The sequence below is a fragment of the uncultured Algoriphagus sp. genome (genome assembly GCF_963974365.1).
Classification (GTDB): domain Bacteria; phylum Bacteroidota; class Bacteroidia; order Cytophagales; family Cyclobacteriaceae; genus Algoriphagus.
In genome coordinates, this window is record NZ_CAXBBX010000008.1 from 36,273 (window position 1) to 54,110 (window position 17,838).

Annotated in this window: 14 protein-coding genes; 7 read left to right on the forward strand and 7 right to left on the reverse strand. The window is 40.9% G+C overall.

The window, feature by feature from the left end:
• Window positions 1-107: 107 nt before the first annotated feature.
• A complete protein-coding gene (locus AACZ87_RS11785) occupies window positions 108-1,193 on the forward strand; it encodes a serine hydrolase domain-containing protein (RefSeq protein WP_339867377.1) in 1,086 nt (361 codons plus the stop codon).
• 15 nt (window positions 1,194-1,208) lie between these two features.
• On the opposite strand, the gene AACZ87_RS11790 is transcribed toward AACZ87_RS11785, so the two are convergent.
• From AACZ87_RS11790 to AACZ87_RS11805, 4 genes are all read right to left on the reverse strand, one after another.
• Complete coding sequence (locus AACZ87_RS11790; protein ID WP_339867378.1) at window positions 1,209-2,735, reverse strand: arylsulfatase; 1,527 nt, start codon at window positions 2,733-2,735, stop codon at window positions 1,209-1,211.
• 24 nt (window positions 2,736-2,759) lie between these two features.
• Entirely contained in the window at window positions 2,760-3,272 is a 513-nt protein-coding gene (locus tag AACZ87_RS11795) for an ATP-binding protein (RefSeq protein WP_339867380.1), read from the reverse strand.
• Between the two features lie 172 nt (window positions 3,273-3,444).
• Window positions 3,445-4,068, reverse strand: coding sequence for a nicotinamide riboside transporter PnuC (pnuC, locus tag AACZ87_RS11800; protein WP_339867382.1), 624 nt, complete (start codon window positions 4,066-4,068; stop codon window positions 3,445-3,447).
• 167 nt (window positions 4,069-4,235) lie between these two features.
• Complete coding sequence (locus AACZ87_RS11805) at window positions 4,236-4,754, reverse strand: hypothetical protein (RefSeq protein WP_339867384.1); 519 nt, start codon at window positions 4,752-4,754, stop codon at window positions 4,236-4,238.
• Between the two features lie 277 nt (window positions 4,755-5,031).
• On the opposite strand from AACZ87_RS11805, the gene uvrA reads away from it, so the two are divergent.
• A complete protein-coding gene (gene uvrA / locus AACZ87_RS11810; RefSeq protein WP_339867386.1) occupies window positions 5,032-7,848 on the forward strand; it encodes an excinuclease ABC subunit UvrA in 2,817 nt (938 codons plus the stop codon).
• A 52-nt stretch (window positions 7,849-7,900) separates the two neighbouring features.
• Here the strand turns inward: uvrA and AACZ87_RS11815 are convergent, their stop codons facing one another.
• A complete protein-coding gene (locus AACZ87_RS11815) occupies window positions 7,901-9,061 on the reverse strand; it encodes a hypothetical protein (protein ID WP_339867387.1) in 1,161 nt (386 codons plus the stop codon).
• Between the two features lie 102 nt (window positions 9,062-9,163).
• Here AACZ87_RS11815 and AACZ87_RS11820 point away from each other — a divergent pair, with 102 nt between their 5' ends.
• Window positions 9,164-9,349, forward strand: coding sequence for a hypothetical protein (locus AACZ87_RS11820; RefSeq protein WP_339867389.1), 186 nt, complete (start codon window positions 9,164-9,166; stop codon window positions 9,347-9,349).
• A gap of 138 nt (window positions 9,350-9,487) precedes the next feature.
• Window positions 9,488-10,018: a hypothetical protein gene (locus AACZ87_RS11825; RefSeq protein ID WP_339867391.1), complete on the forward strand. Its 531-nt coding sequence runs from the start codon at window positions 9,488-9,490 to the stop codon at window positions 10,016-10,018.
• Window positions 10,019-10,039: 21 nt separating this feature from the next.
• On the opposite strand, the gene AACZ87_RS11830 is transcribed toward AACZ87_RS11825, so the two are convergent.
• Together AACZ87_RS11830 and AACZ87_RS11835 are read right to left on the reverse strand one after the other, a co-directional pair.
• Complete coding sequence (locus AACZ87_RS11830) at window positions 10,040-10,438, reverse strand: nuclear transport factor 2 family protein (RefSeq protein WP_339867393.1); 399 nt, start codon at window positions 10,436-10,438, stop codon at window positions 10,040-10,042.
• Window positions 10,439-10,506: 68 nt separating this feature from the next.
• Window positions 10,507-11,103 carry a Crp/Fnr family transcriptional regulator gene (locus tag AACZ87_RS11835; RefSeq protein WP_339867395.1) on the reverse strand — a complete coding sequence of 199 codons (597 nt, stop codon included), beginning with the start codon at window positions 11,101-11,103 and terminating at the stop codon, window positions 10,507-10,509.
• A 335-nt stretch (window positions 11,104-11,438) separates the two neighbouring features.
• Here AACZ87_RS11835 and AACZ87_RS11840 point away from each other — a divergent pair, with 335 nt between their 5' ends.
• From AACZ87_RS11840 to AACZ87_RS11850, 3 genes are all read left to right on the forward strand, one after another.
• The gene (locus AACZ87_RS11840) at window positions 11,439-13,970 is read left to right on the forward strand and encodes a M14 family zinc carboxypeptidase (protein WP_339867397.1); all 2,532 of its coding nucleotides are present in this window, start codon (window positions 11,439-11,441) and stop codon (window positions 13,968-13,970) included.
• Window positions 13,971-14,205: 235 nt separating this feature from the next.
• Window positions 14,206-15,861, forward strand: a complete 1,656-nt coding sequence (locus AACZ87_RS11845; RefSeq protein WP_339867399.1) for a carboxylesterase family protein — start codon at window positions 14,206-14,208, stop codon at window positions 15,859-15,861.
• A 177-nt stretch (window positions 15,862-16,038) separates the two neighbouring features.
• Window positions 16,039-17,838: a M14 family metallopeptidase gene (locus AACZ87_RS11850; RefSeq protein WP_339867400.1), complete on the forward strand. Its 1,800-nt coding sequence runs from the start codon at window positions 16,039-16,041 to the stop codon at window positions 17,836-17,838.

Below are 17,838 nucleotides of genomic sequence, written 5' to 3' on the forward strand. Positions count from 1 at the left end.
AAACTTTATGGGCTTTGCGGTTAATATTATTTTTCAATATCCTCATTTCCACCCCATATTAGCGGAACAGCAAAACCTTTTGTAAATTCCTGATAAATCCCCTTCTCATGAATAGATTTCTCGCACTCTTTCTTCTGGCTTTTATCCTTATAGAACCTAGTGTTTTTGCGCAGCAAAAAATCCTAAAAGAAGCAATTGATAGAGCACAGAAAGAGGGCTTTTCTGGAGTGATACTCGTAGCAGAAGATGGCAAAATACTTCTCGAAGATGCAATGGGAATGCGGACCTATGAAAATCGTGCACTCCTACATGAAAGCGATATTTTCGAATTAGCTTCCCTATCTAAGCAATTCACTGCGATGATGGTTATGATTTGCAAGGAAAAAGGGTTGTTGGATTTTGACGACATGGCATCAAAGTATGTAGAAACACCCTATCCAGACATCACCATTCGTAATCTTCTTACACATACCAGCGGATTACCGGATTATCAGTCCGTAATGGATGAGCATTGGGATAAAAGCAAAGTAGCCGGAAACCCTGAGATTCTTGAATACCTGCGCAAATACCAACCAGCGAAGTCATTTGACCCTGGCGACAAATACGAATACAGTAATACAGGTTATGTTCTTCTTGCTAGCATTGTGGAAAAAGCAACTGGAGAGGATTTCGTAGAACTTATGCGGGAGTGGATTTTTAAGCCTCTTGCCATGAAAAACACGGACATCCGATCTTTGGAGGAAAAAGCGAAGGTTAAGAATTTTGCCGCAGGACACATCAAAGATGGGAACGGCAATTATGTAAATGCAAATACATTCCACTCCTCCGATTACACAATTTGGCTGGGCAATAGAAAAGGCCCGGGAAGAGTCAGCAGCAATGCAGAAGATTTATTGAAATGGGATCAGGCGCTCTATACCGAAAAACTAGTTTCCAAAAAGACCATGGAAGAGGCTTATAGTGCGTTCAAGCTAAACGATGGAACACGCAGCTATTATGGATTTGGCTGGGAGATAAAGCCTCAAAGTCCCTTTGGGAAAATGGTCATGCATACTGGAGGAAACCCTGGATACTCGACGATCATCGTTCGCTATTTGGAAGAAAATAAAACCATCATCATCCTTAACAATAACGCTCATCCAGATATGATGAGACTAGTGGAAGCAGCTACGCTTTCTTTGGGGAAATGGTAACTTCTTCCTACAAAATCAATCTCCCAAAGCAGCCATTCTAAAAGTACTCACCACTGGAGTTTCATGCTCCTTTGCCATGATTTCTTCAAATTTCTTAATCAAATCCGGATGATCAGCAGCAATATTGTTCTGCTCCAGAATGTCCTTTGAAAGATCATACAACTCGATTTCCAAGTTATTTTCCTTAACTATATTCTGACGTACGGCTTTCCAGTTTCCCATTCTTACGGCTTGCTGACCTCCAGTTTCGGGAAATTCCCAATAGAGATAGTCATGCTTTTCTTGTTCTTTCCCCATCAATTCCGGAAGGAAGCTTTTTCCATCTAAATTTTCAGGAACAGATGCGCCTACCAACTCGGCCAGGGTAGGGAAAATATCGTAAAAAACTGAAATGTGATCCGAGGTACTCTTCTCAATCTTTCCTGGCCAGCTTACCAACATTGGAACTCGAATTCCTCCTTCGTATAGGAAGCCTTTTGTTCTTCCAAATCCATTCGTGAATGGAGCAGAGCTTTCGAAGTAATCATAATCCACTCCACCCACGTAAGTTGGCCCGTTGTCACTAGTCACGATAATCATGGTGTTTTCCTCCAAACCCAATTCCTTAATTTTTGCTCGGATCTCGCCGATTTGCTGATCAAGCTTGGTGATCATCGCCGCATAAGTAGCATTTGGATATTGATTAGGAAAATAGCCTTTGTTTCCATTATAAGGTTCTTCAGATCCAAATTCGGAAATATATTCCTGTCGCTCTTCATTCGGAATCTGCAAAGGAACATGTGGAAGCGGAGAAGCATAGTATAGGAAAAATGGCTCATCCTTATTTTCCTGGATGAAATTCATCGCCTTTTCATGCATCAAATCCGGCGCATAATCATTCTGCTCATATTTGGCATAACTCGCCGGATCATTTGGATCATCACCTTCCCCAAGTTTGGTGGCCGGAACGACCAAGTCATTATCCAACATCACTTTTTCTTTGTTTTCCCAAAGGTGAGTTGGGTAGAGATTGTGAGCTTGACGCTGGCAATTGTATCCGTAGAAATAGTCAAAACCCAAGTTATTTGGAATTCCTTCCGTCAATGGCGCACCCAAACCCCACTTACCTACAATGCCTGTTTTATAACCAGCTCTTTGAAGCATCTTGCTCATGGTCTCTGTTTCTGCAGGGAGATTTCTCTGCCCCTCAAGGTTTGGATCTGCAGAAGCTTTGGCATAATCCCATACATCTCCACGCTCTTTCATAGCATCATTTCCGCGTATATAGGAATGCCCCATATGCATTCCTGTAAGCAAAACGGATCTCGCAGGAGCGCAAACTGGTGCACCGGAGTAATGATTCGTAAAAATCATTCCTTTCTCTGACAAGGCATCAATATTCGGCGTTTTGATTTTCTTCTGACCTTGATAACCTACCTCACCAAAACCTAAATCATCGGCCAGAATAAAAATTATATTGGGCTTAGTGGGCTTTTGATCTTCAACTTTTTGGCAAGAAAAAAATGAGAGTACTAGAATTAGAGAGAGAATATTTCGTGTCATAGCAATGTGTTTTCAAATTCGAAACTAAAGCAATTCAAGGGCTTTTGTAAGCCGCTCATCCCTATTTCCAGAAATTAGATAAAAAGGAAAACCGCTTTCCTTCGCCAATTTGGTGTATAAATCAAGAAAGTAATTTCGCATCTCCAATTCTGGATATTCCCGCAAAGGGTCTGGTGTCCAGGGTAAATCGGTATCGGTAAGAAAGATTTTAGCATACTTTCTCGCAGCTATTTGCTCCAATACCCAAGGATCAGTCTTCCCAAATCTATGCTCCGACCAAATGTGGATAACTCGCAAATCTGTATCACAAAAAAGATACTTTTCCGCTCCTTTAGCTATCTCATCTTCCAAGGCAACCTGCCCTTTTCCTATTTCAATCAAATCTTCGTAGCGATATTCTCTACCTAACTGATCTAAGTATTCCCGAGCATATTCTGGCACCCAAGGCTCCCCAAAGTGATTAGCCAGATCTTCTGCCAGTGTGCTTTTGCCTGTTGATTCTGGACCGAGAATTAAGATTCGTTGTGGATTGGGCATTGATAAGGTTTTTTACCGCAGAGGCCACGGAGGTCAACACGGAGTGGCGCAAAGCAGAATTTTTAGTGGTATGAATAAGGCTGAAAGCCCAAGATACCAAAGCCCAGCCTAACGGGCTGGGTTAGCAATTATTTAGTTTCCCTTAGCTCTGAAAGAGCGAAATAATATCTAATTATAAAGCATAAATCTCATATCTTCTCGCTGATTTGATCCAGGCAATTAATCCTATAATCGCCAACACTGTGAAGAAAAGATACTGAAATGAGGTCAGGATTAGGCCTTTGTAAAAATAAAGCGGAACAGCCACCAAATCAGTCAAAATCCAGAAAATCCAGTTTTCGACCTTCTTTTTTGCCATCAACCACATGCCTACAAATGCCGAAGAGGTCGTGAAAGAATCCCAATAAGGCACATCGCTATCTGTGAAATTGACCAAGACATATACCAGAACAACATAAGACAACACAAATATTCCTAATGAAACCGCCCAACCCGAAGGTTTGAGCCAAGTCACGGGCAGCTCCGCTTTTCCCTCCTTCGGATGAGTCCACACATACCAGCCGAAAATAGACATGCTGAAATAATAAGCGTTAATCCCCATATCGGCGTAGAGCTTGTATTGCAAACAAATCCAAACGTAGATGAGCGTAGAAATAATGCCCGTGGGATATACCCAAATGTGCTCCCGCATCGAATAAATCACAGAAGCTATTCCGAAAAACACAGCAATAGCTTCCAGCCAAGTCATCGCAGCAAGGCCTTCCCTTATTCCATTATATAAAAATTGGAATTCCATGATGCGAAGAAAAGGAATAAAATTGTAAGTACTTGTCCGCAGTGGCAGATTGGAGAATTGCCTGGCAGGAAAATACTTAACCAAAAGCGGAAATATCCAGCCAATAAAAATGCCTCCCAACCATGGGAAGCATCTTTAATGGAAAGCAACTTTGATAATCGCTGTTCTTAGAAGTCCTTAACAAGTGGGTAAATAGGCTTTTCTCCATCCCTTTGCATATCCCAAATTAGATCTCCATTCAGCCAAAGCTTCTTAACGATTACAGAATTGCCACTATAACTAAATTCAGCTTGCAATTCATCTATTGATCCATCTTTCCACTCCAAATAGGTGGTTGGTATAGCTTCATCCTCTGATGAATTTAAAATCACATTTAGTACGTACTTATCCACACCCGCCAAAGGCTCTGGTTCTACTATCCTAGGAAAGCTTTTCAACTGGTTAATCTTAGAGTCATAAACCTCAACTTTCTCTCCATCGAGGAGAAAAGAAACTGACAAATCGCTCGCTTCAATGTGTTTTGGCTCGCTTGGGTCCAGTAAATCAACATTCTCTTGATTTACTACATTGAAAAGGAAGGCCACGTCAAGGTTGGTACATCCGCAAGGCTTTTCTGCTTCCTCACAAGAAAACAGTACCAAAACTACCGGAATTAGAACCCAAAAACGTTTGCTGAAAATTTTCATAATTTCATTTTTATGTAAAAAACTGCTACAAAATATGGATAAAGCGACACGCCAAGATAAATTAAATAACCTTGAAATATCATTCACAAGTATATGACGGTTCCTTCATTACAAACGCTACTGCAAATTTGTCTTTTTCCCTCCAAGCCATTCGCCTAAACGAATTAGTATCTCTTAACATATCGCGAATTAAGGATTACTATCCATATCCGACAATTTGCTGCAAGCTTCAAACTTTCCAAGGAGTTCCTCTGTTCCTTTCGTAACTTTGTCCCCTATGACTTTGAGTACATTAACAGCCAATACATCCATCGATTCCCTCGATCCCAAGGAATTCATTATCATCAAAAACGCCCGGGTGAACAACCTGAAAAGCCTGAGCGTCGCAATTCCAAGAAATAAATTTGTTGTTGTAACCGGGCTCTCGGGCTCTGGAAAGTCTTCTTTGGCTTTCGATACGCTGTTTGCCGAAGGCCAACGCATGTATGTGGAAAGCTTAAGTTCTTATGCCCGCCAGTTTCTCGGCAGGATGGAAAAACCCGATGTGGAATACATCAAGGGTGTAGCTCCGGCCATCGCTATTCAGCAAAAAGTCAATACAAAAAATCCTCGCTCCACCGTAGGGACAACAACAGAAATTTACGATTACCTCAAGCTACTTTTCTCCAGAATAGGGAAAACAATCTCGCCTATTTCTGGGAAAGAAGTAAAGCATCACACCGTCACAGACATCGTGGATTACATTCAATCTTTTGAAGAGGGATCAAAAGTCATGATTTCCTGCCCGCTTCAAATTGAGCGTGGAAGGAAGATCAACCAAGAGTTGGAATTGCTCTTGCAAAAAGGATATACACGGATTTTAATTGACGATGAAGCCTATTTTGTCGAAGATTTGCTTCAGGAAAAAAAGATTCAAAAGGGGAATTATGAGATCTTAATCGACCGTGTGGCTGTTCACAAAGAGGATGAAGACAATCAATTCCGTATTGCTGATTCGGTGCAAACTGCGCTTTTCGAAGGCCATGGTGACTGCAAAATCACTATTCCTGGTCAAGAGACAAAGAGTTTCTCAGATCGCTTTGAACTCGACGGCATGCAGTTCGAGATCCCTTCGGTCAACTTCTTCTCTTTCAACAATCCATTCGGTGCCTGCCGTACCTGCGAAGGGTTTGGAAATGTGCTGGGAATTGACCCCGATCTGGTTATTCCCGAAAAGGACCTTTCAGTCTATGAAGGCGCAATTGCTCCTTGGCGAGGGGAATCCTCACGAGTTTGGGTGGAACCGCTTTTGAAAAAAGGAATCGAGTTTGACTTCCCTATTCATAGAGCTTATGAGGATCTGAATGACAAGGAAAAAGCCTTGCTTTGGACGGGGAACAAGTATTTCAAAGGTCTGGACGCATTTTTCAAAGACCTGGAAACCAAAACTCATAAGATTCAATATCGCGTAATGCTTTCACGTTTCCGCGGTCGTACGACTTGCCCTGACTGTAAGGGAACGCGCTTGCGCAAAGATGCTTCTTATGTAAAAATCGAAGATAAATCCATTCAGGATATCGTGCTGATGCCGATAGACGAGGCATTGCCGTTTTTCAATACCCTAGATCTTCCTCCACATCAAGCGAAAATTGCCAACCGATTGCTGAAGGAAATCCAGAGTCGATTGGAGTATATGGATCAGGTTGGATTAGGATACCTGACTTTGAATCGATTGACCTCTACTCTTTCTGGCGGGGAATTTCAGCGTATCAAATTGGCGACTTCCTTGGGCTCTGCGCTGGTAGGCTCCATGTATATCTTAGATGAACCAAGCATCGGTTTGCATCCAAGAGACACCGATCGCTTGGTCGAAGTGTTGAAGTCACTTCGAGATCTGGGCAACACCGTGATCGTGGTTGAACACGAAGAAAAGGTAATGAAAGCTGCTGATCAGATCATTGATATTGGCCCAGATGCTGGTGTACATGGAGGAGAGTTGCTTTTCCAAGGGACAATAGCTGAACTCATGACCTCCGCTCAGACGCACACTGCCAAATATTTGCGTGGGGAAGAGTTAATTTTCCAGAAAGATGGCAATCGCAAGTGGAAGGATTCAATTACGGTAAAAGGTGCTAGGGAAAATAACCTTAAGAACATTTCTGTAAAATTCCCGCTGAACACGCTCACCTGTGTAACTGGAGTTTCCGGTTCAGGCAAGTCTACTCTGATCAAAAAAGTGCTTTATCCTGCTTTGGGAAAAATGCTGGGAACTGTCATCGACGAAAGTGGAAAGTACGACAAGATCGAGGGAGACTACAAATCCATTTCTCAAGTGGAATTTGTGGATCAAAACCCTATAGGAAAGTCGTCCCGATCTAATCCTGTGACTTATGTGAAAGCCTATGACGCAATTCGTATGCTTTTCTCCGAGCAGCCTATTTCCAAGCAGCGAGGCTATAAACCTGCTTTTTTCTCTTTCAACGTAGATGGTGGTCGCTGTGAAAATTGCGCCGGAGAAGGAATCACCACTGTTGAAATGCAGTTTATGGCAGATATACATCTCACTTGCGAGTCCTGCAAAGGCAAGCGATTTAAGAACGAGATATTGGACGTAAAGTACAAGGAGAAAGACATCTCTGACGTATTGAATATGACCATCGATGAAGCCTTGGATTTCTTTAAGGGAAAGACTCAGATTATCAATAAGCTGCAACCACTACAGGAAGTTGGGCTTGGCTATATTGGTATGGGACAAAGCTCCAATACGCTTTCAGGTGGTGAAGCTCAGCGGGTAAAGCTGGCTTCCTTCCTAGGCAAGGGCGGAACTAAACAGGGTGATCATATCCTATTTATCTTCGATGAACCGACGACTGGACTTCACTTCCACGACATCAAAAAACTCCTGCATTCCATCAATGCACTGATCGATCAGGGACATTCAGTTATCATCATTGAGCATAATACCGAGGTGATCAAATCTGCAGATTGGGTTATCGACTTAGGACCGGAAGGAGGAAATAAAGGAGGATACCTGACTTTCGAAGGAACCCCAGAAGATATGATGAAAGAAGAGGGAAATTATACTGCGAAGTATTTAAGGGAGGCTTTTGTGTAGTTTACCAGTTGGTTTTTGAAAGAAGTACCAAGAGCTCTATTTAATCAAATTTTCAAGGCCCCTTAGTTGTTAACCCTACTTTAAAAAGTTGGAAATAATCAAGCTCAACTTCCCCATTGGGTTTACCCATCATCCAAAGCTCTCCATTTTTAACTTTCATAGAAGTTTCACTCAGCCCTTCAGGCACAAAGTCATTGAGAACTTTCCCTTGGCTATCCAAAATTGCAATACGAGTGGTATATTTTTTCCGCATCGCATTCCAAAAATCCGGACCTGTATTGGTTGAAATACTCATTTCAGTATCTGCAGCATCAAAGCCGGGAAAATACGAGAGAACAAAATAATTATCTACATATTTTATATTGGAAATTTTACCTGAGGTAACCCTATGTCCAAAGAAGCGAACATCTTCATTATTATATTTTTCTGATCCTTTAAAATAATGATAATCGGGAAGCTCAATAGGGATACTTGATATAAGATTAAAAGGAGCTTGATTTTCATAAATGTAAATGACTGGCTCCAATCCGAACACTATGTAAAGCTTAGATTCTGATATATGAAAAACCGGTTCCCAAGCGCGGCTAAAAAAAAAGTTTCCTTTCATAAAGAGACTATTTTCGGGAAAGGGGATAATAGATTCCCTTATACCAGTACTAGGATCTAATAAGTACATGGTATGATACTCATCAAAAAAGTCCTTATCACCATAATCGGCATTTTTACTTCCCCTATTCACGTAAAAGTATTTGCCTTCCCATTTTTCCATGCCATATCCCATCCCTAATATTCGTCCGCCAGGATTAAAAAAATCTACAATTTTGACTCTTGAAATAAGGTTTCCATCAAAATCATAATGAATAAAACCATTAAAAGAGTAGGCCATAAAGGAGTTTTCCCCATCGATTGCGAGAGGTGCCATAATGTGACCGTAAGTGTCACGGGTATCTCCATCTTTGATAAACGATGAAAGGATATTTCCATCAAAGTCCGCTATAAAAATTTCATGCCCACTATCCGATAAACTATGTTCCATAAAAACGACCCTCTGAGACAAAGGATCGAGATCATGAACTGTAGGGCTGCCTAAGTAATTAATTTGAATGCTATCCACCTTTTCAAATAAAACTTGTACATCTGTAACAGAATTTTCTTTTTTATCGCAGGAAAGCAGCGTAATGAAAATGACAAAAAATAGAATAGGTCTAGACATATTTAAAATGAGGTTTGCTCAAAGGATACGTTACCAAATATTCCTTAAGATATTTATTTATAACATGCTAAAGTTTTTGATTCACTTTATTTAACAAATTGATTGACAAGGGAATGGATAGCCAAGAAGCAAACTGCCAAGGAAATTAAAACGGCAGATTGGGTAATTAATCTGGGCCGGAAAAGTGGAAATAAAGGCGGTTATTTAACTTTCGAAGGAACGCCTGAAGATATGATGAAGGAAGAGGGAAATTATACTGCGAAGTATCTGAGGGAGGCTTTTGTGTAGCTTTTAGTGTACAAGAAGCATAAGCATTTTCATTCCACTTCTTAATTCTACTTAAATCAAGCGATATGTATTTTATAAGCACCTGATTAATGGATATATTAGTTCAGGTGTTTTTCGTATCCTAACTTTAAATCCATCATGATCTATCGCATCCTATTTCTATTTTCCCTAACAGTGATCCCACTAGTTACTTTTGCTCAAGAACGAGTAGTGGTTACTGATCCAGACATCAAATTCAGCTATGTTTTGCCAAAAGACTGGCAGGTAAGTGACGATGGCTATGATTATAAGATTATTGCTAAAGACATAGATAAAGCAATCCTATCTGTAACCTATCTAGAAAGCGCTCAGGGGACAGAAAATTTTGAATCAGTTGGTGCAAAGCAATCCTTCGAAGAAGATTTTCTTTTTGAAATTCAGTACATTTTACCCGAGGAGTTTCCGAATTTAAAAGTGGAGGAAAATGGAACCGCGACGATAGACGAAACTCCGGCTAAGTGGGTGAAATTCTCTTATGGCACAAATGGAGATAAAATGGGAGTTTTCTACATGTACCAAAAGCTGAATCAAACGTTCAAAATAACGGCAACTTCTACAGCGGAACAATTCGAAAAAGCACAGCCTATTTTTGCTTCGGTGGTTAACAGCTTTCATGCAGAAAAACGATAGTGATTAGCTTTGAGATAGTCACTATATCTTCTTATTAAAAAAATCATCTACCAAATATTGCTCCTGAGGGAAGTTGAATACCTCAACTATCTTGTTTTCATCGATTTTCCATAGCAAACAGGACATAGCATTCAATCCTCCTGAGCCACTGGAAGTACTCCAGTTTCTGTGGCAATCGATCACATAATTTTCATTTACTCCGATTACAATTTGCTCCGCTCTGAAGCCGAAATCATTTAGTTTTTCTAAATATTCCATTAATTCTTTAACTCCATTTTTGGTTCCGCTAAAAGGATGATTGCCTGGTATGTGCCATTTAACATCGATGGACATCACCTGTTGCATAGCCGCAAAGTCAGCATTAGCGTAGGCTGTAAAAAAGCTTTCAATAAGTTTAATGTTTGGGTGCTTTTGAGTCATTTTTCATCAGTTTTGTTTCCCAAACCTATTACTTCAAATTCCCAAAAAACTTTAACTACATTAAGTCTTTAAAATTTATTTCTTTTCTCTATCTGATTAAAATACTCAGGAGAAACCCCTAAAAAACTGGCGATTTTCTTTTGAGAAAGGCGGCCTTTTATGTTGGGGTATTTTTGGTTGAACAACACGTAACGTTGTTCTGCGGTCTGTGATAATTGCTGGATAATCCGCTCATTTGCCGCAATACTAGCATTCTCGCTAAGTGTTTGGAAATAGCTTGCGAAAGCTGGAGAACTTTCCAATAAGGTGTCAAGAGAGGATTTGGATATTTTAAGCAGAATTGCGTCCTCAAGGGCTTCTATTCTCATGACAGAAGGGGTCTTGGAAGAGAAACTTTTGAAGTCTCCTACCCACCAATCTTCGTGAGGAAAATTCAGTGTGTGAGTTTTTCCAGATTCATCAGACACCGTAGTTTGAAATAGACCAGAAACGACAAAATTCTCGAACCTGCAAATTTTTCCTGGTTCAAGTAGACAGGTTTTTCTACTGACTTTTTCCACTTCAAAATACCTGCAAACAGAATCAAATTCAGCGTCTTCTATATGGACATACTTCTCAATATGAAGCCTGAATTTTTTGAAATATTTCTCTGATTCTATTTCCATTTAGAAGTTAGATTTTCAGATATCTGTTTTTCAATTACTAAAACCTTATATCTTGTTTTTTAGAAAGTGTTGAGGTCACCGTTCTCCAAAGTTAAAACAGTCAACCATTAAACTCTATAATTTGAGGAGGCTATTTACCATGAAAATCGAAGGTTTGATTTACGTTTTTCATGGTAAAAGATTTCAGGATTACATGATTCAATGAAGGAGGTCTCTTAAAGCTACAGCGATCCTGGCTATTACTCACTAGAGAAATTCAAGCTTTTTTTTAATCGGTGTCAAGTAAAATCACAATTCCTTTTAACTTTCAGCATAGCATTTTACACCACCCCCTTATGAAAAAACTCTTATTCTTATCATTATTCGTTTTTTTGACCACCATCTGCTCTTGGGCCCAAATCCAGACTCCGGAGCAGTTTTTAGGCTACAAGCCCGGTGACCGTTTCACTCCACATCACAGAATGGTAGATTACTTTGAGCATGTGGCGGCAAATAATCCGAATGTCAAACTTGTTCAATACGGAGAAACAAACGAAAAGCGTCCGTTGATTGTGGCTATACTTTCGAGTTCGGAAAACATGGCCAATCTGGAACAAATCAGAACGGACAACCTGAAAAGAACTGGCATGGTGGATGGAAATCCTTCAACTTCTGTTCCGATCAACTGGATGTCCTTTAATGTTCATGGAAATGAATCAGTGGGTATGGAAGCTGCGATTTCTTCGTTCTATACACTAGCCAATCCTGACAATGCAAAATCTCAAGAATGGCTAAAAAACCAAGTGGTCATTATTGATCCATGTATCAACCCTGATGGTCGCGATCGCTACTCGAACTGGTACAACCAGAAAATGAACACTACCCTTCAGCCGGATTTACAATCGGTGGAGCATAATGAACTTTGGCCAGGTGGACGTGCAAATCACTATTTGTTTGATCTAAACCGTGATTGGGCTTGGCAGGTACAAGTGGAATCTCAAGCTAGAATGAAGCTTTACAACCAGTGGATGCCTCAGTTGCATTTGGACTTCCATGAGCAAGGGATCAACAATCCATTTTACATGGCTCCAGCAGCGGAGCCTCTTCATGAGCAGTTGACTGCATGGCAACATGAGTTTCAGGATACTTTTGGTAGAAATACTGCCAAATACTTCGATGAGGCAGGAAGATTTTACTTTACAAAGGAGCGCTTTGACTTGCTTTATCCATCCTATGGTGATTCATATCCGATGTTTAACGGCGCTATAGGAATGACCATCGAGCAAGGTGGTGGTGGTCAGGCTGGAGTTGGAGGCTTTGATGCCGTTGGAGATACTGTCACTCTGAGCTACAGAATCCAGGGCCATTACACTGCAGCCATGTCTGCTACTGAGGTCACCAGCAAAAACGCTGAAAAATTGCTTTCAGAATTTGAGAAATTCTTTGATGAAAATTCCTCTTCTCCAAAAGGGCAGTACAAAAGCTTTGTGATCAAAGGAGAAAGCAACCCTGCTCAGGTAGCGAAACTACTCGAATTGCTGGATAAAAATAAAATTGTCTATGGCAAAGCAGGAGCAAAATCTGGTTTGAAAGGCTTCTCTTATACTTCTGGGAAAAGTGAATCATTCTCTACGAGTGAAGAGGATATTATCATCAATGCCTATCAGCCTAAAGCTGTGTTGACTCAGTTATTATTTGAGCCAAATCCAGCCTTGCATGACAGTATTACCTATGATATCACCAGCTGGTCCATGCCTTATGCCTATGGTTTGGAGGCATATGCACTTGAAACTAGAGTAAATGCTGCTGGTGAATATATGAAGCCTGAGTTCTCAGCAAACGTCGCAGGAAAAACTCCCGTAGCATATATCGCAGCTTGGGAAGGAACTCGTGATGCGGCATTTCTATCCGCTTTGCTGGCTGCTGATATTCGTGTGAAATACAATGAATTTCCTTTTGAAGTGGAAGGAAAAAGCTTTCCTGCTGGATCACTGATGATCACCAAAGGAGGGAATGAATATGCTCAAAATTTTGACCAGAAAGTGGTTGAGATCGCCAATAAATTCGGGGTGACTCTGGCTACTACCATGAGTGGGTATGTGGACAAAGGAAAAGATTTTGGCTCGCCAAATATCCGTGTAATCCAAGCACCGAAAGTAGCGCTAGTAGGCGGAGAAGGAACAAATTCGCTGAACTACGGTGCACTATGGCATTTCTTCGAAAAAGACTTGAATTATCCACTGGTAAATCTGGAACTAGATAACATGGGTCGCTACGACCTAAATAAATACACAGTGCTCATCATGCCTTCCATGCGTGGTGGAGGATTGAGCAAATCAGCTGAAGAAAACGTAATGCAATGGGTTCGAGGTGGTGGAAAAGTAATAGCGATCGATGGTGCTTTGAATCTCTTTGCAAACAAAGAAGGGTTTGACCTGAAAACATTTGATAGTGATGATGATAAAAAAGCAGCTCAAAAGAAGCTGGATTCCTTAGCAAAAGCAGAGCGACTTACTCCATATCAAGATGGGGAAAGAGTTGCTATTTCTAACGGAGCGGCCGGAGCAATTTATCAGATTACCATGGACGAAACTCATCCATTGGGATATGGTACGGGCGGAACTTATTATGCTTTAAAGAACAACTCAAGCAAATTCACCTACTTAAACAATGGTGCAAATGCAGGAATAATTGCAAATAACGATGCCTATAGAACCGGTTATATTGGCTTTAAAATCAAATCCACCATGGGCGAATCCATGGCAATTGGCGTAGAGAGAGCTGGCCGCGGAGAAATCGTTTACTTCGTGGATGACCCGATTTTCAGAGGCTTCTGGGAGTCTGGAAAACTAATTCTGAGCAATGCGATCTTTATGGTAGGACAGTAAAATAGATCCAAGATTATAGAATCAAGAACCAAAGAAATAGATTTTGGTACCTAAACATAAGATTCAAGACCGGCTACTGAAAAGTGGTCGGTCTTTTTTGATTTCTAATTCTATTTTATCACTTTGAAACAATAATTTCCCGTTCAAGTAATTCCACCTATAGAAAGGCTAATAATCCGGAAAGTCTAAAGTATATTTTACTCAAGATCAAACCTTTACAATACTACCCAAAACCATGAAAAATAACAGACGCGAATTCTTCAAGAAAGTAAGCGTAGGAACTGCAGGACTCAGCCTAGCAACCGCTCTTCCTTTTTCCTCCCAAGCAAAGCAAAAATCAAAAGCAGATGGAGGTCAATTTCTGCAAATAGGCGATGAAATTGCCGTTGCCAATACTGATTCTGGAAAGGTCAGAGGCTATATTCTCAACGATATTTATACTTTCCTAGGAGTTCCATATGGAGCAGACACTTCTGGTAAAAACAGATTTATGCCTCCCCAAAAACCCGCTCCCTGGAAAGATGTAAAGCCTACAATATGGTGGGGGAATACTGCTCCTCAGATTATGGATAATCGTTATGCAAGTCCAGATTACTCCTTCGCAGATCATTGGAATTACGATGAAGTGAGTGAGGATTGCTTGAAATTAAATGTCTGGACTCCGGCTTTAGATGCTAAAAAACGACCAGTTTTAGTTTGGTTGCATGGTGGAGGATTCACCAATGGCAATGGTATCGAACAAGATGGATACCATGGTGAGAATTTTAGCAAAAATGGTGACATGGTTTTCGTTTCCATTAATCACCGTCTTGGTCCCATGGGGTTTATTGATCTTTCTGGCGTAGTAGAATCCAAGTATTCTGATTCAGGGAATGTCAGCCAACTGGATATAATCGCCTCACTTGAATGGGTGAGAGATAACATTGAAAATTTCGGAGGAGATCCTGGAAATGTCACCATCATGGGGCAGTCCGGTGGTGGCGCAAAGGTCACTGCTACTATGGCTATGCCAGCAGCAAAAGGTCTAGTCCATAAGGGAGTTGCACTGAGTGGCTCAATGCTTCAGGCATCGGATCAAGAATATTCACGCGAGCTTGGTGAATACGTAATGAAAGAAGCCGGGCTGACTGCAGAAACTGTGGATAAATTGCAAGACATGAGCTGGAGGGAATATTTAGATGTTGCCAATAAGGCTTTAGCCAAAATGAGGAAAGACCATCCACTTCCCGGGTTTAGAGGGGGCTTCAGCCCAGTAGCTGATGGTACAACTATTCCAAAAGCTGAATTCTTTTCTGATCCAAATGGCTTGGCATCGGACATTCCTTTGATGATCTGTACAACTTATCACGAGTGGAATCCTACTCGAACTTCAGCAGAACTTGAGAAAATTGATTGGGCAGGAGTAGCTGAGAAGCTTAATCCAAATTTTGGAGATGATACTGAAAAAGTAATCGCAGCTTACCGAAAAGACTTTCCTCATGTATCTCCGGCAGACCTTTGGGCAATGATCATTTCAAACAGAAAAGGAGCAATAAGTACTGCCAATGCCAAGTCGAAGCAAAAAGCTCCGGTTTACCTGGCCTGGTTCGGTTGGGAACCAGAATTATATGATGGAAGAATGAAAGCATTCCACTGCATTGATATTTGCTTCTGGTTTGATAATACAGATCGAATGTATACACATACTGGCGGTGGAGATCGCCCAAGAAAATTATCCGAGAAAATGTCCTCCTCTCTGCTAGCTTTTATGAAAACCGGTAATCCAAATGCTGGAACTTTACCAAAATGGCCAGCATATACGGCAGTAAGTGGAGATACTATGATTCTAAAAGATACGCCAGAAGTGAAAAGTAAGCCAGATGGAAATGGGCTTGCTGCTTTGCCGGCCTAATTAGAGTTTCAATCCAACCGAAGCGCAGTTCTCTCTGGACTGCGCTTTTTTTTTTCAAATAGACTAGATGATAAAAGTTAACCACTCCTTAGAATTTCCATCTACGGCAGTAAAACTTGTTACTATGTGGGATATTTGTTGTTTACACTCCGATATTTAGAAAAATATTCAAGTTCAATGAAATCACTTCGTACATTAACTCTAGTCCTATTTTTCTTCAGCATTTCCATAGCAACCTTTGCCCAAGACATAATGCCTCCGACAATTCCATGGAATGGTAAAAGCAAAGAACTTCTGGTAGATAAGTCTAATCAATGGGCAACTCCTTTCGAACTTTCTGATGGAATGGAATCTCCTACCTACGCTGAAACGATGGCTTGGGTGGAGAAATTAGTAGAAAATTCGGGATACCTGCAGCTTGTTTCTATCGGACGTAGCGAACAAGGGAGGCCGATTCAAATGGTCATCGCATCTTTGGACCAGGACTTTACCGCAGAAGAGTTATCCACATCAAAAAAACCGCTGATTTTCTTCCAAGCTGGAATTCATGCAGGCGAAATTGATGGAAAAGATGCTGGAATGATGCTGCTAAGAGATATTAGTCAAGGGAATAAAATATCCCTATTAGATAACGCTAACCTACTTTTTATTCCAATTCTAAATGTGGATGGTCATGAAAGAAGAAGTGAATATGGAAGAGTAAATCAGCGAGGTCCTAAAGAAATGGGTTGGAGAACTAATGCAGTAAACCTCAATCTGAACAGAGATTACACCAAATTAGAAACTGTGGGAATTCAAACTGTAGCAAAAGTTATCAACAGCTACGATCCTGATTTATACATTGACATCCATGTCACTGACGGTGCCGACTATCAATACGACATTACTTATGGCTACGTAGCCACTGGCGGCTATTCACCTGAGGTCTCATCTTGGTTATCCACGAAATTTCAGCCTGAAGTTGATCAGGCCTTAAAGGATAAGGGGCACATTCCAGGCCCACTTTTATTTGCAGCAAATGGAAATGATTTCTCCGAAGGTAACATTGCTTTTTCCTTTAGCCCCCGCTTTTCTCATACCTATGGTGATATCCGACACATGGCTTCCATCCTGATTGAAAATCACTCCTTGAAACCTTTCGAGCAGCGGGTTTTGGGCACGTATGTATTTTTAGAACAAGCCATCAAATCACTGGGAGATCATTTTGAAGCACTCCAAAAAGCAGTAAAAGCTGATGCCAATCAACCAAAGGAGTCTATTCCTGTGAAATTCAAATTCCGCGATACTCCAGCTGATTCGATGGAATTTCTGGGTGTAGCTTCTACAAAAGTAAAATCCGAAATTACTGGAGCAGAATATGTAAAGTGGGAAGGAAAACCTGTGACCCAATCCGTTCCAAGTATTCTTATGGATGTGCCTGAGCTTTCAGTTCCAGTTCCAAAAGCCTATTGGGTACCAGTAGAATGGTCAGAAGTAATCTCGAAACTTGAGCAGCATGGAATTCAGTTTGAAACTTTAGAGGAAGCCAAGGACGTTCGTGTTGAGTTATCCACAGTTAGCAGCTATGCTATGGGAAATCAACCTTACGAAGGATTGATGCGGGTGCAAAGATTTGAGCTGGATAAAATGTACAGAACGATGACTTTAAATCCAGGGTCAGTAAGAGTAGCTACAGATCAAGCTTTAGGTGAGCTTGCTGTGATTTTACTGGAACCTGAGTCAGTTGACAGCTTTTTTCAATGGGGATATTTCAATTCGATTTTTACCCAGACTGAGTATATGGAAACCTACATCATGGAGCCTTTTATCACAAAAATGTTAGCTGAAGATGCGGATTTGAAAAGGCGATTTGAAGAAGAAAAGACTGCAAATCCTGATTTTGCTAAATCTCCGAGAGCAATTTATTCTTGGTTCTATAAGCAAACACCATATTTTGATCAAAATTGGAAAGTTATTCCAGTGGGAAGGGAGTGGTAA

Coding starts and splice junctions, on each gene's coding strand:
- AACZ87_RS11785 (WP_339867377.1), top strand. CDS start 108: ATGAATAGATTTCTCGCACTCTTTCTTCTGGCTTTTATCCTTATAGAA.
- AACZ87_RS11790 (WP_339867378.1), bottom strand. CDS start 2,735: ATGACACGAAATATTCTCTCTCTAATTCTAGTACTCTCATTTTTTTCT.
- AACZ87_RS11795 (WP_339867380.1), bottom strand. CDS start 3,272: ATGCCCAATCCACAACGAATCTTAATTCTCGGTCCAGAATCAACAGGC.
- pnuC (WP_339867382.1), bottom strand. CDS start 4,068: ATGGAATTCCAATTTTTATATAATGGAATAAGGGAAGGCCTTGCTGCG.
- AACZ87_RS11805 (WP_339867384.1), bottom strand. CDS start 4,754: ATGAAAATTTTCAGCAAACGTTTTTGGGTTCTAATTCCGGTAGTTTTG.
- uvrA (WP_339867386.1), top strand. CDS start 5,032: ATGACTTTGAGTACATTAACAGCCAATACATCCATCGATTCCCTCGAT.
- AACZ87_RS11815 (WP_339867387.1), bottom strand. CDS start 9,061: ATGTCTAGACCTATTCTATTTTTTGTCATTTTCATTACGCTGCTTTCC.
- AACZ87_RS11825 (WP_339867391.1), top strand. CDS start 9,488: ATGATCTATCGCATCCTATTTCTATTTTCCCTAACAGTGATCCCACTA.
- AACZ87_RS11830 (WP_339867393.1), bottom strand. CDS start 10,438: ATGACTCAAAAGCACCCAAACATTAAACTTATTGAAAGCTTTTTTACA.
- AACZ87_RS11835 (WP_339867395.1), bottom strand. CDS start 11,103: ATGGAAATAGAATCAGAGAAATATTTCAAAAAATTCAGGCTTCATATT.
- AACZ87_RS11840 (WP_339867397.1), top strand. CDS start 11,439: ATGAAAAAACTCTTATTCTTATCATTATTCGTTTTTTTGACCACCATC.
- AACZ87_RS11845 (WP_339867399.1), top strand. CDS start 14,206: ATGAAAAATAACAGACGCGAATTCTTCAAGAAAGTAAGCGTAGGAACT.
- AACZ87_RS11850 (WP_339867400.1), top strand. CDS start 16,039: ATGAAATCACTTCGTACATTAACTCTAGTCCTATTTTTCTTCAGCATT.